Annotated in this window: 23 protein-coding genes; 12 read left to right on the top strand and 11 right to left on the bottom strand. The window is 66.3% G+C overall.

From position 1 onward, the window contains the following. Positions 1 to 52: 52 nt before the first annotated feature. From D3261_RS01840 to D3261_RS01820, 5 genes are all read left to right on the top strand, one after another. Positions 53 to 466 carry an Lrp/AsnC family transcriptional regulator gene (locus tag D3261_RS01840; RefSeq protein WP_120068125.1) on the top strand — a complete coding sequence of 138 codons (414 nt, stop codon included), beginning with the start codon at positions 53 to 55 and terminating at the stop codon, positions 464 to 466. Between the two features lie 186 nt (positions 467 to 652). Beyond that, positions 653 to 1,303: a hypothetical protein gene (locus D3261_RS01835; protein WP_120068122.1), complete on the top strand. Its 651-nt coding sequence runs from the start codon at positions 653 to 655 to the stop codon at positions 1,301 to 1,303. After that, positions 1,300 to 1,971 (top strand): ubiquinol-cytochrome c reductase iron-sulfur subunit, encoded by a 672-nt coding sequence (locus D3261_RS01830; RefSeq protein ID WP_120068119.1) that lies wholly within the window; start codon positions 1,300 to 1,302, stop codon positions 1,969 to 1,971. The genes D3261_RS01835 and D3261_RS01830 overlap by 4 nt, the downstream gene beginning before the upstream one ends. Before the next feature lie 3 nt (positions 1,972 to 1,974). Then, the gene (locus tag D3261_RS01825) at positions 1,975 to 3,390 is read left to right on the top strand and encodes a cytochrome bc complex cytochrome b subunit (protein WP_120068117.1); all 1,416 of its coding nucleotides are present in this window, start codon (positions 1,975 to 1,977) and stop codon (positions 3,388 to 3,390) included. A gap of 3 nt (positions 3,391 to 3,393) precedes the next feature. Beyond that, positions 3,394 to 3,588: a hypothetical protein gene (locus D3261_RS01820; protein WP_120068114.1), complete on the top strand. Its 195-nt coding sequence runs from the start codon at positions 3,394 to 3,396 to the stop codon at positions 3,586 to 3,588. A gap of 13 nt (positions 3,589 to 3,601) precedes the next feature. Here the strand turns inward: D3261_RS01820 and D3261_RS01815 are convergent, their stop codons facing one another. Further along, complete coding sequence (locus tag D3261_RS01815) at positions 3,602 to 3,862, bottom strand: hypothetical protein (RefSeq protein ID WP_120068112.1); 261 nt, start codon at positions 3,860 to 3,862, stop codon at positions 3,602 to 3,604. A gap of 124 nt (positions 3,863 to 3,986) precedes the next feature. On the opposite strand from D3261_RS01815, the gene D3261_RS01810 reads away from it, so the two are divergent. Together D3261_RS01810 and D3261_RS01805 are read left to right on the top strand one after the other, a co-directional pair. Next, positions 3,987 to 4,280, top strand: coding sequence for a glutaredoxin family protein (locus tag D3261_RS01810; RefSeq protein WP_233553816.1), 294 nt, complete (start codon positions 3,987 to 3,989; stop codon positions 4,278 to 4,280). A 103-nt stretch (positions 4,281 to 4,383) separates the two neighbouring features. Continuing rightward, a complete protein-coding gene (locus D3261_RS01805; RefSeq protein ID WP_120068107.1) occupies positions 4,384 to 5,052 on the top strand; it encodes a plastocyanin/azurin family copper-binding protein in 669 nt (222 codons plus the stop codon). Between the two features lie 69 nt (positions 5,053 to 5,121). Here the strand turns inward: D3261_RS01805 and D3261_RS01800 are convergent, their stop codons facing one another. Both D3261_RS01800 and D3261_RS01795 read right to left on the bottom strand, forming a co-directional pair. After that, the gene (locus D3261_RS01800; protein WP_233553815.1) at positions 5,122 to 6,732 is read right to left on the bottom strand and encodes a hypothetical protein; all 1,611 of its coding nucleotides are present in this window, start codon (positions 6,730 to 6,732) and stop codon (positions 5,122 to 5,124) included. A gap of 140 nt (positions 6,733 to 6,872) precedes the next feature. Next, positions 6,873 to 7,682, bottom strand: a complete 810-nt coding sequence (locus D3261_RS01795) for a manganese catalase family protein (RefSeq protein ID WP_120068104.1) — start codon at positions 7,680 to 7,682, stop codon at positions 6,873 to 6,875. 206 nt (positions 7,683 to 7,888) lie between these two features. On the opposite strand from D3261_RS01795, the gene purD reads away from it, so the two are divergent. Then, the gene (gene purD, locus D3261_RS01790; RefSeq protein WP_120068102.1) at positions 7,889 to 9,253 is read left to right on the top strand and encodes a phosphoribosylamine--glycine ligase; all 1,365 of its coding nucleotides are present in this window, start codon (positions 7,889 to 7,891) and stop codon (positions 9,251 to 9,253) included. Position 9,254: 1 nt separating this feature from the next. Continuing rightward, positions 9,255 to 9,740, top strand: a complete 486-nt coding sequence (locus D3261_RS01785; RefSeq protein ID WP_120068099.1) for a DapH/DapD/GlmU-related protein — start codon at positions 9,255 to 9,257, stop codon at positions 9,738 to 9,740. 316 nt (positions 9,741 to 10,056) lie between these two features. Here D3261_RS01785 and D3261_RS01780 read toward each other — a convergent pair whose 3' ends face one another. The 8 genes from D3261_RS01780 to D3261_RS01740 all read right to left on the bottom strand — a co-directional run bounded on the left by D3261_RS01780 (position 10,057) and on the right by D3261_RS01740 (position 20,285). Beyond that, entirely contained in the window at positions 10,057 to 11,277 is a 1,221-nt protein-coding gene (locus tag D3261_RS01780; protein WP_120068097.1) for a proteasome-activating nucleotidase, read from the bottom strand. Between the two features lie 80 nt (positions 11,278 to 11,357). Then, complete coding sequence (locus D3261_RS01775) at positions 11,358 to 12,989, bottom strand: ATP-binding protein (RefSeq protein ID WP_120068094.1); 1,632 nt, start codon at positions 12,987 to 12,989, stop codon at positions 11,358 to 11,360. Beyond that, positions 12,986 to 13,657, bottom strand: a complete 672-nt coding sequence (locus D3261_RS01770) for a hypothetical protein (protein WP_120068091.1) — start codon at positions 13,655 to 13,657, stop codon at positions 12,986 to 12,988. Before D3261_RS01770 ends, D3261_RS01775 begins: the two co-directional genes overlap by 4 nt. A gap of 52 nt (positions 13,658 to 13,709) precedes the next feature. Next, the gene (locus tag D3261_RS01765) at positions 13,710 to 14,972 is read right to left on the bottom strand and encodes a DNA double-strand break repair nuclease NurA (RefSeq protein WP_120068089.1); all 1,263 of its coding nucleotides are present in this window, start codon (positions 14,970 to 14,972) and stop codon (positions 13,710 to 13,712) included. After that, the gene (locus D3261_RS01760; protein ID WP_120068086.1) at positions 14,972 to 17,680 is read right to left on the bottom strand and encodes an AAA family ATPase; all 2,709 of its coding nucleotides are present in this window, start codon (positions 17,678 to 17,680) and stop codon (positions 14,972 to 14,974) included. Before D3261_RS01760 ends, D3261_RS01765 begins: the two co-directional genes overlap by 1 nt. Next, on the bottom strand, positions 17,677 to 19,281 hold the full coding sequence (locus tag D3261_RS01755) for a DNA repair exonuclease (protein ID WP_120068084.1): 1,605 nt from the start codon (positions 19,279 to 19,281) through the stop codon (positions 17,677 to 17,679). The genes D3261_RS01760 and D3261_RS01755 overlap by 4 nt, the downstream gene beginning before the upstream one ends. Before the next feature lie 325 nt (positions 19,282 to 19,606). Next, a complete protein-coding gene (locus tag D3261_RS01745) occupies positions 19,607 to 19,954 on the bottom strand; it encodes a hypothetical protein (protein ID WP_120068079.1) in 348 nt (115 codons plus the stop codon). Between the two features lie 7 nt (positions 19,955 to 19,961). Continuing rightward, complete coding sequence (locus D3261_RS01740; RefSeq protein ID WP_120068077.1) at positions 19,962 to 20,285, bottom strand: hypothetical protein; 324 nt, start codon at positions 20,283 to 20,285, stop codon at positions 19,962 to 19,964. Positions 20,286 to 20,381: 96 nt separating this feature from the next. Here D3261_RS01740 and D3261_RS01735 point away from each other — a divergent pair, with 96 nt between their 5' ends. The 3 genes from D3261_RS01735 (at position 20,382) to D3261_RS01725 (ending at position 24,952) form a co-directional block, all read left to right on the top strand. Further along, positions 20,382 to 23,105, top strand: coding sequence for a DNA-directed DNA polymerase (locus tag D3261_RS01735; protein ID WP_120068255.1), 2,724 nt, complete (start codon positions 20,382 to 20,384; stop codon positions 23,103 to 23,105). 69 nt (positions 23,106 to 23,174) lie between these two features. Next, on the top strand, positions 23,175 to 24,065 hold the full coding sequence (locus D3261_RS20235; protein WP_233553814.1) for a DUF5791 family protein: 891 nt from the start codon (positions 23,175 to 23,177) through the stop codon (positions 24,063 to 24,065). Further along, on the top strand, positions 24,062 to 24,952 hold the full coding sequence (locus D3261_RS01725; protein ID WP_120068074.1) for an SDR family oxidoreductase: 891 nt from the start codon (positions 24,062 to 24,064) through the stop codon (positions 24,950 to 24,952). The genes D3261_RS20235 and D3261_RS01725 overlap by 4 nt, the downstream gene beginning before the upstream one ends. The last annotated feature ends 57 nt before the right edge of the window (positions 24,953 to 25,009 follow it).

Genomic DNA, 25,009 nt, shown 5'->3' with positions numbered 1-25,009 from the left:
GTGAAGTTACGATATTCGAAATCGTGAAGTACGGTCCGGGGGAAGGTGGGGGATGGACGACCTCGACCGGGCGATCCTCGACGTGCTCCGGCGCGACTCGCGGACGCCCTACACCGAGATCGCCGAACGCGTCGGCACGTCGGAGGGGACGGTACGGAACCGCGTCGAGCGCCTGATCGACGAGGGGACCATCGAGCGGTTCACCGTCACGACCAGGACGGGCAACATCAAGGCGATGGTCGAGGTGGGCGTCGCGGTCGACGTCGACACCTCGGCGGTCTCGGCGCGGATGGCCGAGTGGCCCGAGGTGGATTTCGTCTGGCAGGTCTCGGGCGAGGAGGACGTGGTGCTCATCGTCGACGCGGCGGACACCGGGGCGGTCAACGAATTGATCACGCAGGCGCGCGAGCTCGACGACGTCGTGAGCACGAAGACGCGGTTGATCCTGGATGAACGACGAGGATAAACCGCCGATTTCACCCGTCTCCGGCCGTCTGGGAGGCGATGAACGGTTGAACCTGATCGCAATGCCGAAGTAACGCCGGGGTGTAGCCCGCTACATCGTGACCAGTTCGCAGAACGCCCACGGTTCGGGCCGGAGACGATGGGTTTGTGATGCTCCGCCCCTGACCGTTTCGTACCGAACCGAATCATGAAGATCGAAAAAGAAACCGGTGTCATCGGGCTGTTGATCGGGGTGTTGCTCGTCCCGATGTGGTTCTTCGCGTTGGCGTCCCACGAGTCCGAATCCGCCGTCGTCCTCTCCGAGGACCGTGGCGTCATCAACCCGACCGAGACGTTCCTCCCGATGCCCGTCGAGGTCAACGAGTTCGTCGCCGGCGTGGTGACGTTCGTCGCCCTCTTCGCGCTGATGGGAATGCTCTACTACACGCTCAGATACATCAGAGTCATCAGCCACCTGCGACGGTCACGGGCCGAACACCGCGACGGGACGGTCGCGCCGGACGGCGGGCAGGCTCGCGAAGCCCCGTCGCTCCCGCCGTATCTCCTCTCCGGCTCGCGCCGGCTCGCGGAGTACTGGCCCGCGGACTACGCCACGCCCGGCATGATCGGGATCGTGGTCATGTCGTGGACGGCGACGTCGTTTTCGCTCCTGTTCGGGGTGGAGGCGTTCACATGGGCCCGGACTCAGTATCTCGGTGTCTACGCCGGGATGGCGTTCATCTCGCTCGGAGTCTTCGCCACGATCTACACCGCGTCGTTCATGCCGCGGATCCACGTCGCCGAGGACCGGGGCCACGAGGGAAAGCTCACGAAACGTTCGGATTCCGATAACCAATGACGGACGACAACACAACCGATACATCCGCGGACGAAGCGACCGAAGGACGGCTCGTCGAGCGTGAGGACGCCGACGGAATGTGGTACGAACCACCCGACGCGCGACGGCGTGACGTCGCCAAGTGGCTCGGCGGGATCGCGGGGACGGTCTCCGTCGCGACGTTCGCCCTGCCGGCCCTCCAGGGGTTGGCCGGTGCGGGCAACGCCTCGGGGGCGAGTTCGGAAATCTACACACAGGGTACCCAGCTCGTCAAACAGAACGGCGACCCGATCAACCTCAACTCGCTCCAGAAGGGGAGCGCCCCCGAGGAGCACATCCTCGCGCTCCCCCAGGAGAACGGCAACCCGGTGAAGGAGAAGGAAGCGACGACGCTGTTGCTCCGGTACAACCAGAGCGACTTCGAGGAGCCGACCAACATCGACGGCACCGCCCAGGGCTACGTCGCCTACTCGATGGTCTGTACCCACGCGGGCTGTCTGGTCGAGAACCACCTCAACGGCTACCCGCAGTGTCCGTGTCACGGCAGCGAGTACGACGCGACGAAGGGTGCGCAGGTGGTCGCCGGGCCCGCGTCGAGACCGATCCCACAGCTCCCGATCGCGGTCTCACAGCAGGGGGACGTCCTCGTCGCGACCGGCAACTTCGAAGGGCCGGTCGGGACCGCCTAACCGATGGCGCATCCAGACCCACAGGAGGCCGAGACGAACGAGCGCTACTCACACAGCCGCATCTACCAGTGGTTCGACTCGCGCCTCGACCTCGACGACGAACTCCTCGGCAAGGCGTTCCCGGAGGACCGCTACGGCTCCTTCCTGCTCGGTGAGGTCTCGCTGTTCTGCTTCGTCATCCTCGCGGTGACCGGCACCGTGCTCGGGCTGCTCTACGTACCGGCCGCACAGAACGTCCAGTACGTCGGGCAGGTCTCGGACTACGCCGGGACCACCGTCCCGCAGGCCTTCTCCAGCGTCCTCCACATCACCTACGACGTCCGGCTCGGGATGTACGTCCGGATGCTGCACCACTGGGCCTCCTACGTCTTCGTCGCGGCCATCGGTATCCACGCGATGCGGATCTTCTTCAGCGGTGCCTACCGCAACCCGCGCGAGATCAACTGGGTGATCGGCACGAGCCTGCTCGCGATCGCGATGATCGAGGGGTTCCTCGGCTACGCGCTCCCCTACGACAACTTCAGCCAGACCGCGACCGGGATCGGCTTCCAGCTCACCCAGTCGATCCCGTTCATCGGGACCTGGGTGACGAACCTGGTCTTCGGGGGGAACTGGCCGGCGAACGCCTCGACCATCATCCCGAGGATGTTCTTCTATCACGTCTTCCTCCTGCCGGCGGTGATCGCGGGTCTCATCGCGGCCCACCTCGGGATCCTGGTTCGCCAGAAGCACACCGAACAGCAGGGGACGCGAAAGGACCTGCCCGACACCGAGAACGCCCCCGACTACGACGACGAGTCGGTGGTCGTCGGGATCCCGTTCGCCCCGAACCAGATCGCGGTCACGATAATCGTCGGGCTGTTCACCGTCGGGATCGTCTCGTTCCTCGCCGGGCTGTTCCCGATCCAGCGGATCGCGATCGCCGGCCCGGCGTCGCCGTTCGAGACGCCGCTCCAGCCCGCACCGGCGTGGTTCTTCATGTGGACCTACGGCGCGTTGAAGCTCGCGATATCGGCGCTCGGGAGCTACGGGACCTTCGTCTTCGGCGTCCTCATCCCCGGGCTCGTCGTCGGGGCGATGTTCCTCTGGCCGTTCGTCGACCGCAGCGAGGAGCCACGACACTTCACGGCGAACCCGCTCGACCGGCCGCTGCCGACCGCCGTCGGCATCGCCTCGATCGCGTTCGTCCTGATACTCTCGATCGCCGGGATGAACGAGATCGTCGCCGAGTCGCTCGGTCCGAACATCACGGCGACCATGCTCCATCTCCCGCTCCAGCTCCTCTCCGTGGTCATCCCTGTCGTCTATGGCCTGATCGTCTACTTCATGCTCCGCCGGCGGGTCCGTCGGAAGGACTCGAAGCGCTCGGCCAACCGCTCGAAGATGGACAGCGCCGGTCGGATGCCCGACGACGACTGAGCGATGGCCGTCTCGCTCGACCCGCGAACCTACTTTCTGGTCGATCGGCTCTCGAAGCTCGTCGCGCTGGTGTTGGTCGTGGTGTTCCTCGAAGGCGCGGCGGGCTCGCTCGGCCCGGTGCTCGGCGTGCTCGGTCTCGTGATCGGTATCGCGACGGTCTACATCGAGGTCGACGAAGAGGAGTCGGCCGAGGAGTAGCGGGTTCGAAACGTCAGCCGGCGAAACGACGCGTGACCTGAACGACCCGAACGCCACCGAGCCAGAGCGCACACGCCGCGATGGTTCCCATCCCGAAGAGGCCGAGATAGCCCGAGGCGGCGAAGAGCTGGATGCTCCAGAGCGGAGAGGACGTCCGGATCCCGAGCCCGATGGCCGCGACGACGAAGGACGCGAGCCAGAGCAGTGCGCCGACGGTGGCGATCGCCGCGACCCAGGGGTGGACGAATCGGTCGAGGTACGAGCGGATCGTCATGGTCGGTGTCGGGTCCAGTCGCCGATCCCGGCGCTGGGTGTCTACCCACGAGTACGGCACCCGCGACCAACACCCTTCTGATCCCGACCGGAGTCGCTTTGAGGCCGGATCGCCTACACGAGCCGTGACCGATTCGAGGACGATCACCGTCTACTCGCGCGAGGACTGCCATCTCTGTGAGGACGCGCTCGCGGCGATCGACCGCGTCGCCGAGGCGGTCGCGACCCCCGTCGAGGTGCACGAGGTCGACGTCGATACCGATCCAGAGCTTCGGGAGACCTACGGCGAGCGGGTGCCGTACGTCCTCGTCGACGACCGGCCGCGGTACAAGTTCCGCGTCGACGAGGCCGACCTCCGGCGACGGCTCGCCACCGACGAGGAACCGAACGAGTCGAACCCACACGATCTTCGATCGTGATCGCTCCCCTGTCGGCCGATTCCGAGTTCGGAACACATACACCAACCGGCGATCAAGGGCCTCGTATGCACGCGATCCGACGGCGACCGGAGGGTGACGGCTGATGCAGCGACGGACGTTCCTGGCGGGTGCCGCGGGGACGGCGGTGGCGGTCGGTACGATGGGTGAGGCCGGGGCCGTGACCACGCTCCGACAGCACCAGCAGGGCGGCGGCACGACCCACACCGTCGGGATGTACACCGAGGGCTCGGACTACTACTTCGACCCGGTGGGGCTCTACGTCGAACCCGGCGACACCGTGGAGTGGACGATCGAGAGCGGCCAGCACTCCACGGCCTCATACTCCCAGGGCAACCCACAGGCCTCGAACACCCTCATCCCCGAGGGCGCGAAGAGCTGGGACAGCGGGGTGATCAGCTCGGGGTCGTTCTCCTACACCTTCCAGACCGAGGGCACCTACGACTACTACTGTACTCCCCACAAGTCCCTCGGAATGGTCGCCCGGATCGTCTGCGGGAGCCCCGGCGGACCCGCCGAGGGAACGGAGATCCCCGACGAGGTCGGTAGCGGGATCGTCCCGGAGTCGGAGACCATCATGGAGGACCAGTCCCTCGAATACCCCTACGTGCCGGGCGTGAGCCACGGCGGCCCGCCGGCGCTGTTCTGGGGCGGGACCGGCGTGTTCGCGGCGACCACCCTCTACCTCTATTCGGTCTACGACCGCGCCACCGGCCGGTACGACGACAACGAGGCCGGCGAAGGCGAGTACTGACGACCGACGATTCGACTCCTTTTTCGATCGACCCCCAACCCCTGCCGAGAACGGTGTGTGCGAGTTGGACTACGACGGTTGTGGCGGCAACCGTACCCGGACCGTTTCGTTGTTCGCGCGTGCCACGACGGTCGCCCGACCGTCTGGGGCGACGGTCCAGTGCTCGCCGTCGGTCCCCGTCTGGATGGCCGGCCCGCCGTCGACGCGAACCGTGCCGTCGATCGGTTCCCCGCCGGGTGTCGCCAGCGAGAGGTGGAGCGGGCCGGTCGGCTGGGTCCGTTCGACGCTGAGTCGGACCCCACCCCTCGTCGCGTTCACCGGGTCGGCCGTCGGCACGCTCCCCAGCGTCTTCCGCTGGTGTTCGGCGACGACGCGGCCCGTGCTCAGGTTGAGGAACGTCGTGAGCTCACCGTGGGAGTGCCCGATCGTGATCCCCGAGAGCTCGCTCTGGCGACTCCCCGTCAGCCCGGTCGTCCGCGAGTGCGCCGACGCCCAGGGGTACAGCTCCGCCACGCGGTTGAAGATCGCGTCGACGTCGGACAACCGGTCCCCGGTCGCATTGCGCTGGCGTGAGAGCGAGAGTTCGCGGTAGTACTCGCCGTCGACGACCGTCGCCAGCATCACGCCACGGTTCGACGTCTCGACGTACACCGGGAGCGGCGTGGGGAACTGGCGTTGGCCACCCTGTTCGTCGACGGCCCTCGACGCACCGGTCGGGGTGGCCCGCGTGCCCTGGTCGGTGTGATTCCCGTTGAGCGCCTCCTGGATCTGGTCCCGGACCGGGCCCTGCAGCGTCGCGAGTTCGAGGTCGCGGTCCTGCGCCCAGCTACTGACGCTCTGTCCGTCGACCGTCGCCCCGGGTGTCGACTGGGACCGGGCGACCACGCGGTCCGTCGCGAGCGAGAGCTGTCCGGCCCGTTCGTCGATGACGGCGAGGTCGCGGAGGAACTCGTGAGCCGTCAGCGAGCCGTTGTTGTAGGCCGCTATCGACGACTGCTGGCGGGTCGAGAGCCGTTCGATGCCCCGTTCGATCACCCGCGTGGCCGCGCTGACCGTCGTCTGTCGGAGCGCCGGGGATTCGATGGCGTTGAACCGCTCGTCCAGCAACAGCCGTTGGTACCGTCCGCTGAGCCGGTCGTTTTCGAGTGCGAGCGACGCCGAGACGTCCAGCGCCGCCTGGGACTGGGCCTCCTCCTGGCGTTCGTTGGCGGGAACGGTGAGGATCGCGGTCGTGTTGAGCGACGAGACGGTGGTATCCGGGACCGCGGCGGGATTGATCCGGTTCCCGTTGACGTAGACGCGAACCGGCCCGCCGCGGACCCGGAGGTCGGTGAGCTGTCCGGTGAAGTTGAAGTCGTCGACGCCACCCTCCGCCGTCGAACCCGCGGCGGTCGTGTTCGAGACCGTATCGGGTTGCTCGGCCTCCACCAGGTCGGCTGCGCTTCCCGGCTCGAACCGGCCGTTCGTCGTCGCGTTGTAGTAGACGCGCTCGTCGGAATGGGCGACGATCGTGAGCGTGTTCGGGGACTCCGCCTGCAGCTGGGCGGAGCGGTTCCCCGCCCCGATCTGGAATCCCCGATCGCCGTGTTCGTCGAGATCGGCCGCTACCGACCCCTGGGCGTTCGGGGCCGGTGACGACGACAGCGACGGGCTCGTGGACGCGCCGATAGGGGCGCTCACGCTGGCCATACAGAGGAGTAGGCAGAAAGCGACGGCGGCGATCCGCGTTGCCCGAGACCCCATCTACTCGGATGAACAGGACAGGAGGACAAGAAGACTACGGCTGGGTCCCCGTGGATCGTTGGTGACTATGAAGGTAGTCAGTTGATCTCGTTGTGCATGGCCTCGATGACGTCGTCGAGGTCGGGTTCGCCGCCGCCGGGCTGGTCGCCGTAGGAGAACTCGCCCTCGCCGTCGATGGACTCGCCCTGCGTCCAGCGCTGTTCGGGGTCGGGCTTGCTCTCTCGGTAAGTCGACATGAACTCGTAGTTGTAGTCCTGGTTCTCCTTCTCCTGGGGGAAGCTGTTCGGCACCGGGAGGTGGTCGTCCATGGTGTCGAGCGCGGCGTGCCACTGGTTCTGGTGCATGGTGTCGCGGGCGATCATGTACGAGAGCATGTCCTCCATGCCGGGGTCGTCGGTGATCTCGTAGAGCCGGGTGGCGAGCAATCTACCTGTCGACTCGGCCATCACGTTCGCGTACATGTCGGCCGCGAGGTTACCGCTCGCGACGACGTAGCCGCCGGTAAAGGGCGCGCCGTTCGAGTCGACCGGCATGGCGTGGAGGCCGGCCGAGAGCGCCTGACGGGGCTGGCCGCTGTCCATCATCTCGGCGATCACGGCGTCCTCGCGTGCGGCCTCGCGCTGTTCCTCGGAGGCCCCCTGGAGGTTCTTCGCGACCGCGGTCGCGAGCATCTCGATGTGGCCCAGCTCCTCGGTCGCGGTCTCCATCAGCAGGCGACGGTACTCGCTCTTCTCGGCTGGCACCGCGAACGCCTGGAACATGTACTGGAGCGCGACCCGCATCTCTCCTTCGGCCCCGCCGATGGCCTGCTGGAGCATCTTCGCGAACCGCGGGTCCGGATCCTCGACCTCGACCTCGTACTGGAGTTCGTCGTCGTGGTAGAACATTGCTGTTGTCTCGTGAGTGAAGTCGGGTCGGAGACGATTAGTCGGGCGGCTTGCTACTGCAGCGCACGTGGAGCACGTTCTCATGGCCCGAGATCGGTGTTGTCGACCGATCTGAGATGTCCGAACGTTTCGAGGTCGGCGGGGCCGCCGACCCGCCTTCGACCGGGAGGGGTACACTTTAGACCGACCGGCGACGCCTACCCAGCATGACGGAGACAGTCCTGCTGGTGGGGGGCGGGGGTCGCGAACACGCTATCGCGCGCGCGGTCGACGCGGGCGACGCGACGCTCTACGCCTGTGCCGGGAACCGGAACCCCGGCATCGCCGCGCTGGCCGACGGGTTCGAGACCCTCGACACCACGACCCCGCAGGCCGTCGTGGCGTACGCCGAGGAGGTCGGCGCGACCCTCGCGGTCGTGGGCCCGGAGACGCCGCTCGAAGCCGGCGTGGCCGACGCGCTCGTGGACAGCGGGGTCTACGCGTTCGGCCCGACCGCGGACACGGCGCGGATCGAGACGGACAAGGCCTACCAGCGCCGCTTCATGCGCGAACACGGTATCTCCGGATGTCCCGCGTTCGAGACGTTCGACGACACCGAGCGCGCCTGCGAGTTCGTCGAGGAGCACGGCGAGGGCTGGGTCGTCAAGCCGGCCGGGTTGACGGGTGGGAAAGGCGTTCGCGTTATCGGCGACCAGGTCACCCCCCAGGAGGCCATCGAGTACCTTCAGGACGCCGATTACGACCGGATAGTCGTCGAGGAGCGCCTCGTCGGCGAGGAGTTCACGGTTCAGGCGCTGGTGGCGAACGGCGACGTTCGAGTGACGCCCGCGGTTCAGGACCACAAGCGCGCCTACGAGGGCGACGAGGGACCGAACACGGGCGGGATGGGGAGCTACAGCGATAGCGAAGCGACCCTGCCGTTCATGGACCGGGCCGACTACGACGCGGCCATCGGCATCGTCGAGGAGACCGTTGCGGCGCTCGACGGGTACACGGGGGTGCTCTACGGCCAGTTCATGCTGACCGCCGAGGGGCCGAAGGTCGTCGAGTTCAACGCGCGCTTCGGCGACCCGGAGGCGATGAACGTCCTGCCCGTGCTCGACACCGACTTCGTCTCGGTGCTCACCGCGGGGCGCGACGGCGAATCGCTGCCCGACCTCGACTTCGCCGACCGTGCGACGGTGTGTAAGTACGCGGTCCCCGACGGCTATCCCGACGACCCGACCGCGGGTGCGAAGGTCAACGTGGACGAGTCGGCGATCGAGGAGATCAACGAGCGGTTCGCGGATGAGGGCGATTCGGTGGCCGCGGACGGTGGCCGGTCGCCAGAGGCGATGTTGTTCTACGCTAGCGTCGACGAGCGCGACGACGGGGTCTACACCACGACCTCGCGGGCGTTCGCGGTGGTCGGGCTCGCCGACGACATCTCGACGGCCGAAGAGGTCGTCGAGGAGACGCTCGCGTACGCCGGCACGGAGGGGCTCAGGGTGCGCCACGACATCGGGACGGCGGATCTCGTCGAGTCCCGCGTCGAGCACATGGACGAGCTCCGGGACGCGAGCGGGCACTGAGATGCCTTCGCGCCACGACCGGATCGACCACCACGCGACGTCCGGCTCGCGGAACTCGCTCTGGTCCTGGACCAATGCGAAATCCCCGCTCGTCGTGGCACGCAACTACGCCGTGATCTGGCTGGTGCGACTCAACCCGAGCCTCCGACTAAAGAACTGGCTGCTCCGGCGGCTCGGGGTCACGATCGGTCGTGGGGTCTCGTGGGGGCTCGAATCCACGCCGGACGTGTTCTGGCCCGAGCTCATCACCGTTCGCGACGACGCGATCATCGGCTACGACGCCACGTTGCTGTGTCACGAGTTCCTCCAGGACGAGTATCGCACCGGTGAGGTCGTGGTCGGCGAGCGGGCGATGATCGGTGCGGGGGCCATCGTGCTGCCGGGTGTCGAGATCGGTGCCGACGCGCGGGTGGCCGCGAACTCGCTGGTCGTCGACGACGTCCCACCGGACACGACGGTCGCGGGTGTCCCGGCCACTGAGCACTGAGCGGCAGGCGGTACGGAAGCGGCGCGGGACGGATGCGGCGCGGCCGCCGCGGTGCGGTGGCGGGCGGTAGTTTGCGGTTGCGGTGCTTTCCTGGCGGATGAAGGGCGAGCGCGACCGGAGGGAGCGCGAGGGCTTCGGCGGTGCTGCGCGGGGCGGTTGCGGAGTGGTTAGTGGTTGCACCGTGAGCGACCGGAGGGAGCGAGCGGGCCGAGGAACCCCCGAGCGGAGCGAGTGGGGTGACGTGGGCTTTTGATCCACATTTTGCCAGGGAGTGAGGCGCGGAGCGCCGAACGACCGCAGCAAAAGGTGGGTGGTCCTAGGCGAACGTCTTCGAAACCTCGTCCTCGCTCGTGTCCTCATCGGCGTCGATCTTCGCCCACGCCTCGTGGAAGTCCGTCATTCGGACCTCGGTGCGGTCCTCGCGGATCGCGAACATCCCGGCCTCGGTACAGATCGCCTTGATCTGTGCGCCGCTCGCGCCGGAGATCTCGTTGGCGAGATCCTCGAAGGTGACGTCGTCGGCGAGGTTCATGCCGCGGGTGTGGATCTCGAAGATCTTCTCGCGGCCCTCGGCGTCGGGTTTCGGGACCTCGATGAGGCGGTCGAACCGCCCAGGACGAAGGATCGCGCGGTCGAGCATGTCGAAGCGGTTGGTGGCGGCGATGATCCGGATCTCGCCGCGCTCCTCGAAGCCATCCATCTCGGAGAGGAGCTGCATCATCGTGCGCTGGACCTCGGCGTCGCCGGAGGTCTTCGAGTCGGTGCGTTTCGAGGCGATGGCGTCGATCTCGTCGATGAAGATGACCGCCGGTTCGTGCTCGCGGGCGACTTCGAAGAGGTCGCGAACGAGCTTCGCACCCTCGCCGATGAACTTGTGGACGAGCTCGGAGCCCGCCATCTTGATGAACGTCGCGTCGGTCTGGTTCGCGACGGCCTTGGCGAGCATCGTCTTGCCCGTGCCGGGCGGGCCGTGAAGCAGGATACCCGAAGGTGGGTCGATCCCGACGTCGACGAACATCTCGGGGTTTTCGAGCGGCATCTCGACGGTCTCGCGCACCTCGTTCATCTGTTCGGTCAGCCCACCGATGTCGGTGTACTCCACGCCGGGGCTCTCCTCGACCTCCATCACGCGCGCTCGGACGTCGGTCTCGTTCGAGAGGTCCGTGACCACCGACAGCGAGTTGTTGACCGCGACGCGTGAGCCCGGTTCGAGCGACGTACGGGTCTCGTCGGTGACCTGGGTCAGCGCCTCCTGGTTGTTGCCGTGCTGTTTGATGATCACGCTGCCGTCGTCGGTGATCTCCTGGACCGTGGCGACGAACAGCGGCGACTGCTTGAGCTTCTTGTTCTCGTGGTTCAGCCGTTCGAGCTTCTGCTGGAACTTGTTGTTCTCGGCGTTGGCGTCGAGCAGCTTGTCGCGCATCTCCTCGTTCTGGGTGTCGAGGATCTCGATCCGCTCTTCGAGCGCGTCGAGTTTCTCCTGATTCGAGGCGTCCGTATCGTAGGGCTGTGACCCCTCGTCCACCGTGTCGGTCATTGGGTACGGATAGGACTGTGTTTCATAAGAGGGTTCGGGTCGACGGGATCGGTACACGACCATCGACTTCGATCGCGAGGTCAGAGCTCGTCGACTCCGGTCGACTTCCCACCACCGAAATCCGCCGTCTCCGAGCGTGTTGGCTCGCGCTGACGGGAATCGTACGCGTCGGTCCAGCCTTCCACCGCCGAGATACTCTCGCCGGCGTCCTCGGTACGGCGCTCTCGGATTCGAACCAACACTGGTGTGTTCATTGCGTCACCCGAAAGCACCGCCTGACCGGGCGTCAGTCCGGGGAGTTCGTCGAGTACGTCCTCACCGGCAGCCTCGACCGATTGCTCGATGGCTTGCTGGTCGGTCGGGTTTTGGATCTTCATCGTGATCTGCGTGCCACACTGCGAGAGCGTGTCCTGGTCGATCTTCGAGGGACGTTGGGAGATGACCCCGATCCCGAAGCCGAACTTCCGTCCCTCCGAGGTAACCGTGCGCATGATGGGGAGTGACGGCGCGCTGCCCTCGTTCGGTGCGAACCGGTGGACCTCCTCGAACAGCGCGAACAAAGGGAAATCCACGTCGGAATCGCGGCCACGTTCGGCGTCGAGACGTGCGCCGTACAGTCGACGCAACAGAACCGTCGCTATCATCTGCTGGTTGCGCCGGCTCAACGTATCCATCTGGAGGACGGTACACTTTCCCGGTGCGACGAGTTCGTCGAGCGGAACGTTCGCATCGGGCTGAAAGAGCTCGTTGCGCTGTATCGAACGCCGCAATCGCCATTCGAGCGCTCCGACGCTCGAATCGTCGTCGCCGTATCGGGCCTCCATCGCGTTGACGAGTTCGTCGACGCCCCACGTCCGGCTCTCCGAACTCTGCATCGAGCGCCAGCCGCTCGCGAGGCGCTCTTGCATTCGGTTGCTCGGGTCGTCGAGCACCGCCATCACGTCACCGAGTTCGAGTTCGGAGATCCGAACCCGGAGGCGGTCGGGGTCGAAGTACTCCACGTCCGGTTCGTAGCCATCAGTACCGAACGCTGGCCCCTGGATATCGGCGAGCGTCTCGTACTCCCCGTGCGGGTCGAACACCAGCAGCGATGCCCGTGATTCCATCATCTCCTCGATCAACACGCTTGCCGTGTAGGACTTCCCGGAGCCGGTCGATGCGAGGATCGCCAAATGCGTCGAGGCGAACTCGTCGATCGGCAGTCGGACATCGGTCGCCCCGGTCGGACGATTGAGAAGCGAACCGACGTGAGCGACCCCATCCATTCGGTCCGGTTCGGCTCTCGCCGGGTCCTCGATCCCGAGATTCGGGAGAACCGCTTCGAGCAGTTCGTTCGGCGCGATCCGTAACTGTGCGCCGGGGCGCGGGAGCCGTCGTGGGTTCGAGAACGTCCCCATTCCCCCGTCGTAGAAGCCGACAACCATTGCCGTCAGCCGATAGAGGTCGGCGTCGTCGTTCGGGACGCCGAGCGCGTTCGCGACGGTCTCGGGTGCGACCCCTGGGTCGGCCATGAACGTCGCCGGCAATCCTCGGTCCTGTTCGCGGTTCGTGACCCGTGCGATGACGTCCCGTGAGGTGCCCTCGACCGGGATCGTGTAGGTGATGAACTCGCCGGTCTTGACCGCCTGTTCGTCGGGCGTGACGAAGACGAACTCGTTCGGACCGTTGCCGGGTTCGACCACCGACCCTACGACCTCGCCAGACGAACTCATCCGAGCACCCCGCGGTCGGACGAGGCCTGCCAGCGAACGTTTCGTTCGACGACCGCCAGTACGTCCCGTTTCGCGTCGTCGTCGAAGATTTCCCGAAGCCGACGGATCATCGCGAGCGTGACCTCCGTGCCGAGGTCGCCGGCGACCGCGAGCAGCCGGTCCCAGTATGCCATCCGCAGGCCGTCGCTCTCGTCGGTGTGAAACGCCGCCGTGACCCCATCCGGACACCGCAACACCGTGTTGTCGACGGCCAGTGTCCACGGCGGCATCTCGTGGCTCGGCTCGTTGATTGAGCCGTCCGGCCCGACCTCGGCGGTTCCGAGGAGTGCTATCCCGGCGAAGGTGGTCTGCTCTTCGACGTAGCCCGGCGTGAACTGGCGCTGGTCGTCTTGTGCGAGCCGTGGTCCCGAACGACCCTGATCGGGGTCGATGAGTTGGGTGTCGTAGATGACGCCCATCACCACGTAGTCGCTCCCGTCGACCGTGGTGTGGACGAACACCGGCTGGCCGAAGCCGTACTCGTGTGGTTTGGGATCGCGCTCGACATCGTGGCTGTTGTGGATCTCGACGATGTAATCCATGTGACTCTCGGATCTGACGATACGTCCAATGGCGAGACAGTCGTCGACGCTCGCCTCTGCGGCCCAGTCGGTCGTGTTCGTGCTCATGGGTGGGATGGGTGTGGTCGATGTCGCGAACCGCCGGGCTCGCACGGGCAGGTCATCGCCGGCGGCGCTCCTTGCTCAGGGCCTTCGCATCCCATTCGAGCGGGATGTCGTTCTCCTCGGCCCAGTTCTGTACCAGTCGGAGAAACTGGTCTCGGTCGCGTTGGTCGAGTACTGCATCGCTGTCGGCCTGCTGGAGGAGTTCGGGATAGCCGCGCCCGATTGCCGCCTCCGCCCGGACCGTCTCGACGACGTAGTCGTACATCCGGTCGTACTCCTCGGGACCGTCCTCGTTGACGAGCCAGTCGGGAAATTCGATCCGATCGAGTCCCGAACCGGGCGGGACGTTGAGGTACGAAAACAGGATCTCGCCAGTGAACTGATACTGACTGTTCTCACCGGATACAGAGAGGTCGTCCACACTCCAGTTTCGCCGACAAACGAACGGTGTCGTCTGGTCACCCCAGCGACCTGTAAGTTCTGCAAGCACACGGGCGTCCGAGATCGCTGGGTGATCGTCGAGGTCGGAGCTCGGGAAGTTCTGTATCATCGTAGTAAGATCCGTTGCATCAGTTCCCGCAACATATCCGACAAGAGGAATCTCCAATGAACGACTGGCTGCAATGATCTTAGAGATAGTATCGATATACCGCTGGCGGCTCACCTCGTCGAGCGCAGTTACGAAAGCCACCACAAGCGGCCCGTCGTATAGAACGACAGGTGGTCGTGTGAGTTCTCCTGCGTTGCGGGCCTCTGCCAGTTCTTCCATTCGCTTCACCACTAGTTTGCCCTCAAGTTCGTAGCGCCGGAGACCGGCAAGTGAACTATCCACGGGTCGGCCGTTGCCACCGTTGCTCTCCTTGGTTAGGTCACTTGGCGTAAGCAGATCGTCGTCCCAACCGCGTTCAAACCGACCTTCTGATGAATGATGGTTCACACACCACGCCGCCTGAACGTAAGCGACCGGGAGGTTGAATTGGGTAGTCGGAGGGATTTCGGAACCATCGACGGCAAGCATCGGCACATCGAGCAGCACCTCACGTGCCCATTCGTTGACTGCCTCGTGACTTTCCCACGATGCACTTTCGAAATGGGTGTGGATGATCGAATCCGTTTCGTCGTGCATTTTTGTCGGCAATGCACCCGGATACGACGTGTTTCGGAGAGCTTGCCGGATTTCATACATTGATTGTTTCGGGAGTGATTCGAGGGCTTCCCGATATCGCTCAAGAAGATCGTCATCGTCCGTGAGGTACTCACGGATCATCTCGACGTTTGCATCAAGTGCGTCGGCGGCATTTGCTTTGTCGAACGGCATCACTCGGCCTCCACTGCGGTCGTCTGTCGGTCCTTGGTCACCGTGACCGCGTACTCCGTCATGGTCTCGAAGGCGGTATCGTGGCTGATGACGACGAGCTGGTCGAACGCGTCGAGTCCGTCGAGCTGTTCGACGAGGTTTCGCTTCTTCTGTGTGTCGAGGTTCGCGGTCGGCTCGTCGAGGAAGGCCACACCGATCGACGAGAGCTGTTCTAAGATCGCGAGTCGAACCGCGAGTGCGGCGGCCATCTTTTCGCCGCCCGAGAGCGTGTCGAACGACTTCCGAACGTCGGCGTCGGTGACCACGATCTCGTAGTCGCTGGTCCATTCGAGCGACTCGGTCGCCCGCCCGCGGACTGCCCGAAAGAGCTGGTTCGCGCGCTCGCCGATCCGGCTCGTGATGACCTCACGCATCCTGGGTCCAGCCGCTCGGACGTTCTGGCGGACCCACACCGCGAAGCGGTGGTCGGCGGCGAGTTCTTTCAGCCGCTCGACCTGCTTCGTCCGCTCTTCGAGCGTGGCTTCGAGGCGCTCGACCGCCGCGACTGCTTCGGCTCGGTCGTCTTCGCGAGCGCTCTTCCGGCTTTGATACCCGCCGAGGTCGCTCGTCAGTTCGGTGGTCCGCACATCGAGCGCGGCGTACTCGTCCGCATCGAACGCCTCGCGGGCCGCGGACAACGCCTCCTCGTGCTCCTCGCGGGTTGCCTCGATGGCTTCGAGGTCGGCTTCGAGTTCCTCGACGGCGTTCTTTCGGTCCTCGACCGTCTCGGCCTGCTGGCGGTGGGTGACGAACGTCTCGTGGTCGTCTTCGGTCTCCGCGAGCGTCGCTCGAACCTCCGCGAGTCGGTCGTCGAGACCCTCGTACTCGCGCAGTTCGTCCTCGATCCCGGCGAGCGTTTCGTGCTCGTCCTCGATCTGTTCGCGGGTAGCTTCGAGCTCCGCCTCGGCGTCGGCGGTGTCCTCGGCGCGCGTCTTCGCCTGGAGGTACGCCGTGTGGTCCGCCGCGAGGTCGTCGCGGGTCTCGCGCAGGGCGTCGAGGTCGGCGAGATCGTCGTCGAGGCGCTCGCGCTCGTCGCGCGCCGCCGCTCGTTCGCCCTTCAGTTCCCCTAGCTCCTCGGCGAGGTCGTCGCGTTTCTCCTCCCGAAGCGAGAGCGTATCGACCCGCCGCTGGACTTCGTTCGCCGCGTCGAGTCGACCCTGGAGCTCCTCGATACGCGCTGCGAGCGCCGTGCGTTCGGTCTCGATCTCGTCGAGACGTTCCTCGCGCTCGGCGATCGTCTCTCGGCGGTGGTCGGCCGTCAGCGACTGCCCGCAGGTCGGACACGTCGCATCGGCATCGGCGTCCTCAAGCCGGTCGAGTCGTTCGCGGAGCCGGTCGCGTTCGGTCCCGAGCGCGGCGTGTTCGGCCTTCGCGTCACCGAGCTTCGATTCGACCCCCTCGATATCGGGAGCGTTCGCACGCTCGCGCTCGATCCGCCGGATCACCGTGTGGGTCTCCATCAGGTCCGCGACGACGTCCTCGATATCGTCGGTGAGGGCCTCGATATCGCCCGCGAGGTCCTCGATGGTGTCCTGGGCCCGTTCGTTCTCGCGGATGCGTTTCTCGACGTCGTCGTGGCGCGCCTTCGCGTTGGCGAGGTCGTCCATCGTTGCCGACGCCGTTTCGTGCGTCTCGACGTCCGCTTCCAGTCCCTCGATGCGGTCGTCGAGTCGGCGGATCTCCCCCTCGCGTTCGCGCTTTCGCTCGCGGAGGTCGTCGCGTGTTTCCCCGCGTGCTTCGAGCGTCTCCTCGCGGTCGGCGGCGTCGAGGTGGTGCTCGTGGCCCTCGCGCGCGGCTTCGACTTGTTTGTGTGCTGCCTGTGCCTGGCCGAGCTCCCGCCGGGCGGTTTCGAGTTTGTCCTCGGTGGTCTCGATGCGCGTCTCGGCCGTCCGGAGGTCGGTTTCGAGGTCGTCGATCCGGTCTTCGACCGCCGCGAGTTCGTCGTAGCGTTCCTCGGCCGCCGCGAGCTCGGTTTCGGCCTCCTCGATCTTCGCGTCGAGCGATTCGATCTCCGCCGAGAGGTCCGCGACGGTCTCGCGGCGCTCCGGAAGCGCCCGAACCTCGCCGGTGAGTTCGCGGACGTCCTCACGGACCGCGGTTCGTTCGGCTTCGATGGTGTCGGGAACGTCCTTGAGCGTGCCCGAGAACGATTCCTCGTAGGCGTCGATATCGAGCAGCGCATCGAAGGTCGTCGTGCGACCGCGTGCGGTCTGGGCGAAGTCCGCGAGGAAGCGCGTCTGCGGGACGCCGATACACGACGTCCAGAGGTCCGAGAGCTCGTCGCCGTCGGCGAGCCCGAACCGGGCGCAGAGCCACTCGACCAGCGCGTTCTTCGAATCGATGTCCTGGGCGACCCACTCGTTGCCGACCTTTCGGGTCACCCCGTAGCTCGACCGACCGGCGTAGCGCGTCACCCGGTAGGTTTCGGTTCCGTCGGTAGTGTTCTGCTCGAAGGTTACCTCGACCGATCCCGAGGACGCTCCCTCTCGGACGAAATCCTTGTTGGCGAACGGCAACGAGTCGAACAGCGCGTAGCCGATCGCCTCTTGGACCGTCGACTTCCCCGCTCCATTCTCGCCGAGGACCGCCGTCACGCCACCGGACATCGGCACCTCCGTGCGGTCCCCGTAGGATTTGATATCCTCCAGGGCGACCTGCGTGATCTTCATTCGGCGTCACTCCCCCCGTCGGGACTCGCGAACTCGCCGAGTCGGGAGTCCATCGCGTCGCCGCCGGTCGCCCGCTCCGTCCCGGCTCCCGCAGCCGGAGGCTCGGGACGACCCTCGTCCGTCCGACTCCCTTCGGTCGCGTCGGAATTCTCGTCCGTCTCGCTCGTGCGCTCCGCGAACGGGTCTTCGGGGACGTCGAGCGTGACGTCCGCGGCCATCCCCGAGAACAGCTCCCGGCGGCGCTCGCTGAGGAGCTCGACGACGTCCTCGGTGTCCTCCTCGTCCCGCGCCATGGTGTGGGCGCGTTCGAGTACGTCCGCGACCCCTTCGGCACGGTCGCCGTATTCGGACTCGGCGGCAATGGTCTCGAAGACCTCGCGTTCGAGCGCGTCGGTGTTGAGCCGGCCGTCGACGAATACTTCCTCGTCGTCGAGCTCCGCGAGCAACGCCTGGACGTCCGCGGTCCGAACCCCGACCGTGGTCTGGACGTAGAGCGCCTCACATGCTTCCTCGGTCCACTCGGCGAGGTCGCCCGTCCGGAGGTCGGATCGTGAGAACTGAAGCGTCCCGGTGAACCGAAGGTCGACGAGCGGAGCGCGAGGGCTGCCATCGACCTTAGAATGGATACCCTTCGTACAGCGCGTCTCGATGGTCTCGCGCTGGCTCTCGACGTGCTCACGAAAGGCCGCTTCGAGGTCGCCTGGGGAGTCGTACGGTGTGACGTCGAACTCGATGCGGGCGTAGGCCCGTCGCTTCGTCGGGTGGTGGGCGACGTCGTGGGAGAGCACTCCGGGGCCGTCCCTCCCGGTGCTGGACTCGGAGGTGAGCTCGATCGTGTAGTAGCCGTGTTCCCAGTCCTCACGACCTTCGCGGGTGTTGTGGGCTTCCGGCGAGCCGGGATTGTAGACCCAGTCGGCGGCGTCGTAGCGCTTGTGGATGTGACCGAGCGCGAGGTAGTCCACGAACTCGCGGACCTCGCGGAGGTCGGCGTGCGTGATCGTCCCGCCGAGCGTCGGGACCTCGTCCTCCATGCCGAAGTGCCCGAGCAAGACGGTGTACGCCGGGTCGCCGTGTTCCTCGTTCGTCGCTTCGATGCCGCTGGCGACGGCGTCGAGCGCGTCCGGCGCGCGTGCACCGCGCCACTGCAACCCGAAGACGCGAACCGGGCCGTCGACGTCGTCCGTCGGGAGGTCGATGAAGCCGGCATGTTCGCCGGGGGCGTCGGGATCGAACGCAGAGAACCGATCCGAGGGATCGCCGTCGAGGTCGGCTTCGAGTAATACGATGTGGCCGCGGCGGTGGAGGTAGCTGAGCCACGTCACCTCCCGGGGCGAGAGGTTCTCGTCGTGGTTCCCGCGCGAGACGAGAACGGGAATCTCGTCGCGGACGCGCTCGGTGAGCGCCGTCTCGACCCGATCGAGGGTCTTCGGTCGCAGGTCCCGCGAGTGAAATAGGTCACCCGGCAGCAGTATCGCGTCCACGTCCCGGTCGTCGATATCGCCGAGTGTCGAACGGAGCGTCGCGATCATGTCGTCGGCGCGCTTCGTGAGGCCGTACTGTCGGTGTCCGGCATGGACGTCGGCGAGGTGTGCGAGCCGCATTTCACCGCCTCGGTGCGACGGCCGACGCGTTGCGATACAGTGACGACCATCGAGGAGAACGACGAACGGCGGGAGCCTGCATACTATCGGAATCACCGGTTCCACGAATAATAACTTTGGGCAGCCTACACAGAGAAGCGAACGCGTTCGCGAAGTCCGCCCGCCGAAGGTCGCTCCCGTACTGGCGCTTTCCGAGGTGAGTGTCGCTCACGTGGAGGATCGTGGTCATGGTCTCACCTTCATTTGACACAGCTAGCCGGCGGTCGCCTATTAAACACCGTAGCATGGAGTGAAAGTGGTCGCCGGGCGGACGCGGCGGAGCGGTTCACGTCGCGTGCAGCCGTTCGAGCGCCTCGTGGGCCGTCTCGGTGGTCCGATAGCCGCGCTCGCCGGCCACCTCGTAGGGTTCGAGCAGGCCCGCCGCACGGAGTTCGCCACACAGCCCGTGGAGGTCGCTCTCACAGAGGTCGTCGCGGAGGAGTTCCCGAACTGGGACCCCACCCCGGTCGTCGATCGTCAGGAGGAGTCCGAGACCGCGGTCGTTGTGGGTCCCCCGGATCAGGCGTCTGACCGGTTCGGGGACCGCTTTCGCGGCGTCGGCGAACCCCGACCCGTCCGCCGAACAGCCGTCATCCGGTGCCCGTTCGTTCGCGCCGTCGGAAGTCGGGTGCATGGCTCGACTACTCGGCCCGGTCGGTTAGCGGTTCCGCAACGCGGTACTTGAGGTAGGCGTAGCCGAGCGTGAAGAGGCCGAGCGCGATCCCGACCCCACCGAGCTGCCACCGGCCCTCGAAGTAGATGAACATCCCGCCGAGGGCGACGAGGAGCACGGCGATGTCGACCGAGACCACGAGGCTCCAGAACAGGTGTGAGACCTCGGGTGGAACTTCGACGTCCGAGGTGTCGGGAACGTCGACCGAGGGAGCGCCGGGGATCACTGACGTCTCGGCGTCGGACTCGTCGTCGGGGTCGGTCGTCGAACCACCCAGCAGGCCGTCGAACACGGTTTCGGCCGAGCTACCACCCGCCGGGCAATGACGGTTTGGATCCCGGGGCGGCCGACCGCGGGGATTTTTAGCGGCGGCGGCGAAGGGGGTGGTATGACTACTCCGGGGACACAGACGACGCTCGGCGGGAGCGCCGAGTCGGGCGGCGAGCGGTCGGCGGCGGAGGCGGCGGCGCGGACGGTCGCGGGCGACGGCGGGAGCGATGCCGAGATCGTCGACCCCACCGAGCGCCGGTATCCCGACGCGACCGGAACCGTGGAACTGGCCATCACCCAGGTCGATTACACCGTCGAGGGGTCGGGGGACCGTGAGACCCCGATCATCCACGTCTTCGGACGCACGGCGGATGGCGAGGTCGAACACGTCCGCGTCCACGAGTTCCGACCCTACTTCTACGCCCCCACCGACTCGCTCTCTGGCGACCTCGACGACCGCCTCACGGGTTCGGAGGAAGAAGACGAAGACGGCGAGCCCTACGAGAGCATCCGTGGCGAGCGCCTCACCAAGATCTTCGGCCAGACCCCGCGCGACGTGGGCCAGCTCCGGGACCGCTACGACCACTACGAGGCCGACATCCTGTTCCCGAACCGGTTCCTGATCGACAAGGACGTCAAGAGCGGCGTTCGCGTCCCCGAGCGCCGTGGCTCCGACGACGCACTCGTGGTCCCCCACGACGAGGTCGAAGCCGTCCCCATGACGGCCGACGTGCGGGTCTGCACCTTCGATATCGAGGTCGACGACCGCTCGGGCTTCCCCGAGGAGGGCGAGGAGACCATCATCTGCCTGTCGAGCCACGACTCGACGGACGACGAGTACATCACCTGGCTCTACGAGGCCCCCGAGGGCGCGGACGGCCCCGGCGAACTCGCGGGCTACGCCGGGATCGAGGACGAGGTCGACGCGACGGTGAAGAACTACGAGACGGAAGAGGAGATGCTCGACGCCTTCCTCAGCTACATCGAGACCAAGAACCCGGACGTTCTGACGGGCTGGAACTTCGCGGACTTCGACGCGCCGTACTTCATCGACAGGTTAGAGGTGCTCGGCGGTGCGGACTGTGAGGGCTACGACCTCGACCCCGACCGGCTCTCCCGCGTGAACGAAGTCTGGCGAAGCGACTGGCAGGGCCCCAACATCAAGGGTCGCGTCGTCTTCGACCTGCTCTACGCCTATCAACGGACGCAGTTCTCCGAGCTCGATTCGTATCGATTGGACGCGGTGGGCGAGGTCGAACTCGGCGTCGGCAAGGAGCGCTACGCGGGCTCCATTGGGGATCTCTGGGAGGAGAACCCCGAACGGCTGCTCGAATACAACCTTCGCGACGTCGAGATCTGTGTCGAGATCGACCGCCAGCAAGGGGTCATCCCGTTCTGGAAGGAGGTGGCCTCGTTCGTCGGCTGCAAACTCGAGGACGCGACCACACCGGGCGACGCGGTCGACATGTACGTCCTCCACGAGGCACACGGGAGGTTCGCGCTCCCCTCGAAGGGCCAACAGCAGACGGAGGACTTCGAGGGCGGTGCGGTGTTCGACCCGATCACCGGGGTCAAGGAGATGGTCTCGGTGCTCGACCTCAAGTCCCTCTACCCGATGTCGATGGTGACGATCAACGCCTCGCCCGAGACACAGGTCGACCCCGAGACCTACGACGGCGAGACCTACCGGACTCCCACTGGTATTCACTTCCGGAAGGAGCCCGACGGGATGATCCGCGAGATGGTCGACGAGCTCCTCACCGAACGCGAGGAGAAGAAACAGCGTCGCGACGAACACACCCCTGGAACCGGTGAGTACGGTCGCCTCGACCGCCAGCAGCAGGCCGTGAAGGTCATCATGAACAGTCTGTACGGGGTCTTTGGCTGGGACCGCTTCCGACTCTACGACCGCGCGATGAGCGCGGGCGTGACCTCCACGAACCGGGAGGTCATCAGCTTCACCGAGCAGGCCGCCAACGAACTCGACTACCAGGTGGCCTACGGCGACACCGACTCGGTGATGCTCGAACTCGGGAACGAGGTCTCGAAGGAGGAGGCCATCGAGCAGGCGTTCACCATCGAGGACCACATCAACGAGGCCTACGACGCGTTCGCGAGGGAGACCCTGAACGCCGAGAACCACCGCTTCCAGATCGAGTTCGAGAAGCTCTACCGACGGTTCTTCCAGGCCGGCAAGAAGAAACGCTACGCCGGGCACATCATCTGGAAGGAGGGAAAGGACGTCGACGACGTCGATATCACTGGCTTCGAGTACAAACGTTCGGACATCGCGCCGATCACCAAGCGCGTCCAGCACGAGGTGATCGACCAAATCGTCCATGGGGAGGACCTGAACGAGGTCAAGAACTACGTCCGGGACGTCATCGAGCAGTTCGAGGCCGACGAGGTCGACGTCGAGGCGATCGGGATCCCCGGCGGGATCGGCAAACGCCTCGACGACTACGACACCGACACCGCCCAGGTCCGGGGCGCGAAGTACGCGAACCTCCTTCTGGGGACGAACTTCCAGCGCGGCAGCAAACCCAAGCGGCTCTACCTCGACCGGGTCGACGACCGCTTCTTCCAGCGGATCGAGTCCGAGCGGCCCGACATCGGTGAGGACGACCGCTACCGCGAGTTCAAACGCGACGTCAGCAACGGCAAGGGCGTGATCTGTTTCGAGTTCGCCGACCAGATCCCCGCGGAGTTCGCCATCGACCAGGACAAGATGCTCGACAAGACCCTCAAAGGGCCGATCGCGCGCGTGCTCGAAGCGCTCGGGATCTCCTGGGAGGAGGTCAGGTCCGGGCAGACCCAGACCGGCCTCGGCAGCTTCATGTGACCGGCCCCGTCGAACGAGTGCCAAACGGTGGCCGAAGGTTGATATGCGAGAACGCGACCACCCGCGGTCGTGGTGGGCACGACGACCCCGACGGGCCCCGACCGATGCGGCTGTAAGACGTGGGTCGACCACCATCGGCTCGTCGTCGACGCGACCGACTGCCCGGCCGGCGGTCGGCTGACGAACCCGACGTGTCGGACACGCATCGTCGGCGCGGTCACGCCCCGCGTCACCTCGATCCGCGTTCGGGTCGAGGCCGGCACGGTCGTCCATCCCGATGGGGTCGTCGGCCTCCTCGTTGCGGCCGACCGCTTCGCGGCACTGGTCGAGGACCACGACGCGGGTCTGGCGAGACGAGCGCGCCGCGATCCCCGGGGAGCGGCTCGCGTAGCGGTCGGCCGCCGGGGCCGCGTCGCCGACCTCGCCGCCGAGACCGGACTCATCGAGGGGGTTCGTCGGCTCGCGAGCGGTCGGCGGGGATTCGACACGACGACCGAACTCAACCCACTTACGTCGGCGGGCGGTAGCCGTCCCATGCTCCACGATATCGACGACGCCGGCGAACTGGACTCGGCGGAGCTCCGGGCGCGCTACGACGAGCGCCTGCGGGCGGTGATCGACGAGCACGGGGTCGAGACCGTCGCCGACGAGTCGGGCGTCGAGGCGGCAACGGTTCGCGCGCTCGCGGCGGGCGACTCGCCCGAGCTCACGCTCGACGAGGCCGCGGCGGTGCTCGCCACGAGCGAGGACGAACCCGACGCCGAGGCCATCGTCACGGAGACCCGCGACGCGCTGCTCCTCGGGATGACCACCGCGGTGCTCGACGTCGAGGCTGTGGAATCCGGAATAAATGGCTCGTTCGACGCCCGCGAGATCCAACAGAAGATCGAGGGGCGACTCCCGATGACCCTCGACGAGCTCGCGATGATCCACGGCTACATCGAGGAGCGGAAACCATGAGCCGGGTCGCGATCCTCGGCTGTGGCTACGTGGGACTCGAACTCGGGCGACGGCTCGCGCCCGACCACGAGGTCGTCGGGGTGCGTCGGTCCGCCGACGGGTGCGAGCTGATCGAACGCGCGGGGTTCGAGGCAGTCCAGGCTGACATCACCAGCCGGGACGATCTCGAAGACGTTCCCGACGTCGACACGGTGGTGTTCGCGGCGAGTTCGGGCGGTCGGGATGCTGCGGCGGCACGCGAGGTCTACGTCGAGGGACTTCGCACCGCGATCGAGGCGTTCGGGACGCGCGAGGACCCTCCCGATCGGCTGGTCTACACCTCCTCGACGGGTGTCTACGGCGACCACGGCGGGGAGTGGGTCGACGAGGAGACGCCGATCGAACCCACCACGGAGAAGACGGAGGTGCTGGCGGAGGCCGAACGGGTGGCCATCGAGGAGGCAGGATCGCACGGGATCGATGGGACCGTCGCCCGGTTCGCGGGGCTCTACGGTCCGGAGCGCTACCGGCTCGAACGCTATCTCGACGGACCGGTGACGGAAGGGTATCTCAACATGGTCCACCGCGACGACGCCGCCGGTGCGGTGCGATTCCTGCTCGCCGCCGACGCCGCCCGTGGGGAGACGGTGCTCGTGGCCGACGACGAACCCGCCGACCGGTGGGCGTTCGCCGACTGGCTCGCCGACGAGTGTGGGGTCGAACGGCCCGAGAAGCGGACGACCGAAGCGCGACTCGCGGACGACGACCTCTCCGAGGCCGCTCGGCGGCGGGTGAGGACCTCGAAACGGTGTTCGAACGACAAGCTTCGGGAACTCGGCTACGAGTTCGCGTTCCCGACCTACCGCGAAGGCTACCGCGCCGCGGTCGCGGCGTTTCGGGACGAGTAGATCCTTTCGGGGAGCCGGAGCCCACAAGATATTCACGCGTGCGAATTGAGGAATTAT

Source organism: Halococcus sp. IIIV-5B (assembly GCF_003602035.1).
Classification (GTDB): Archaea; Halobacteriota; Halobacteria; order Halobacteriales; family Halococcaceae; genus Halococcus; species Halococcus salsus.
The sequence above is the reverse complement of the archived record's forward strand: the minus strand, read 5'-3'. Positions and strand labels throughout refer to the sequence as shown.

Coding starts and splice junctions, on each gene's coding strand:
- D3261_RS01840 (WP_120068125.1), top strand. CDS start 53: ATGGACGACCTCGACCGGGCGATCCTCGACGTGCTCCGGCGCGACTCG.
- D3261_RS01835 (WP_120068122.1), top strand. CDS start 653: ATGAAGATCGAAAAAGAAACCGGTGTCATCGGGCTGTTGATCGGGGTG.
- D3261_RS01830 (WP_120068119.1), top strand. CDS start 1,300: ATGACGGACGACAACACAACCGATACATCCGCGGACGAAGCGACCGAA.
- D3261_RS01825 (WP_120068117.1), top strand. CDS start 1,975: ATGGCGCATCCAGACCCACAGGAGGCCGAGACGAACGAGCGCTACTCA.
- D3261_RS01820 (WP_120068114.1), top strand. CDS start 3,394: ATGGCCGTCTCGCTCGACCCGCGAACCTACTTTCTGGTCGATCGGCTC.
- D3261_RS01815 (WP_120068112.1), bottom strand. CDS start 3,862: ATGACGATCCGCTCGTACCTCGACCGATTCGTCCACCCCTGGGTCGCG.
- D3261_RS01805 (WP_120068107.1), top strand. CDS start 4,384: ATGCAGCGACGGACGTTCCTGGCGGGTGCCGCGGGGACGGCGGTGGCG.
- D3261_RS01795 (WP_120068104.1), bottom strand. CDS start 7,682: ATGTTCTACCACGACGACGAACTCCAGTACGAGGTCGAGGTCGAGGAT.
- purD (WP_120068102.1), top strand. CDS start 7,889: ATGACGGAGACAGTCCTGCTGGTGGGGGGCGGGGGTCGCGAACACGCT.
- D3261_RS01785 (WP_120068099.1), top strand. CDS start 9,255: ATGCCTTCGCGCCACGACCGGATCGACCACCACGCGACGTCCGGCTCG.
- D3261_RS01780 (WP_120068097.1), bottom strand. CDS start 11,277: ATGACCGACACGGTGGACGAGGGGTCACAGCCCTACGATACGGACGCC.
- D3261_RS01775 (WP_120068094.1), bottom strand. CDS start 12,989: ATGAGTTCGTCTGGCGAGGTCGTAGGGTCGGTGGTCGAACCCGGCAAC.
- D3261_RS01770 (WP_120068091.1), bottom strand. CDS start 13,657: ATGAGCACGAACACGACCGACTGGGCCGCAGAGGCGAGCGTCGACGAC.
- D3261_RS01765 (WP_120068089.1), bottom strand. CDS start 14,972: ATGCCGTTCGACAAAGCAAATGCCGCCGACGCACTTGATGCAAACGTC.
- D3261_RS01760 (WP_120068086.1), bottom strand. CDS start 17,680: ATGAAGATCACGCAGGTCGCCCTGGAGGATATCAAATCCTACGGGGAC.
- D3261_RS01755 (WP_120068084.1), bottom strand. CDS start 19,281: ATGCGGCTCGCACACCTCGCCGACGTCCATGCCGGACACCGACAGTAC.
- D3261_RS01745 (WP_120068079.1), bottom strand. CDS start 19,954: ATGCACCCGACTTCCGACGGCGCGAACGAACGGGCACCGGATGACGGC.
- D3261_RS01735 (WP_120068255.1), top strand. CDS start 20,382: ATGACTACTCCGGGGACACAGACGACGCTCGGCGGGAGCGCCGAGTCG.
- D3261_RS01725 (WP_120068074.1), top strand. CDS start 24,062: ATGAGCCGGGTCGCGATCCTCGGCTGTGGCTACGTGGGACTCGAACTC.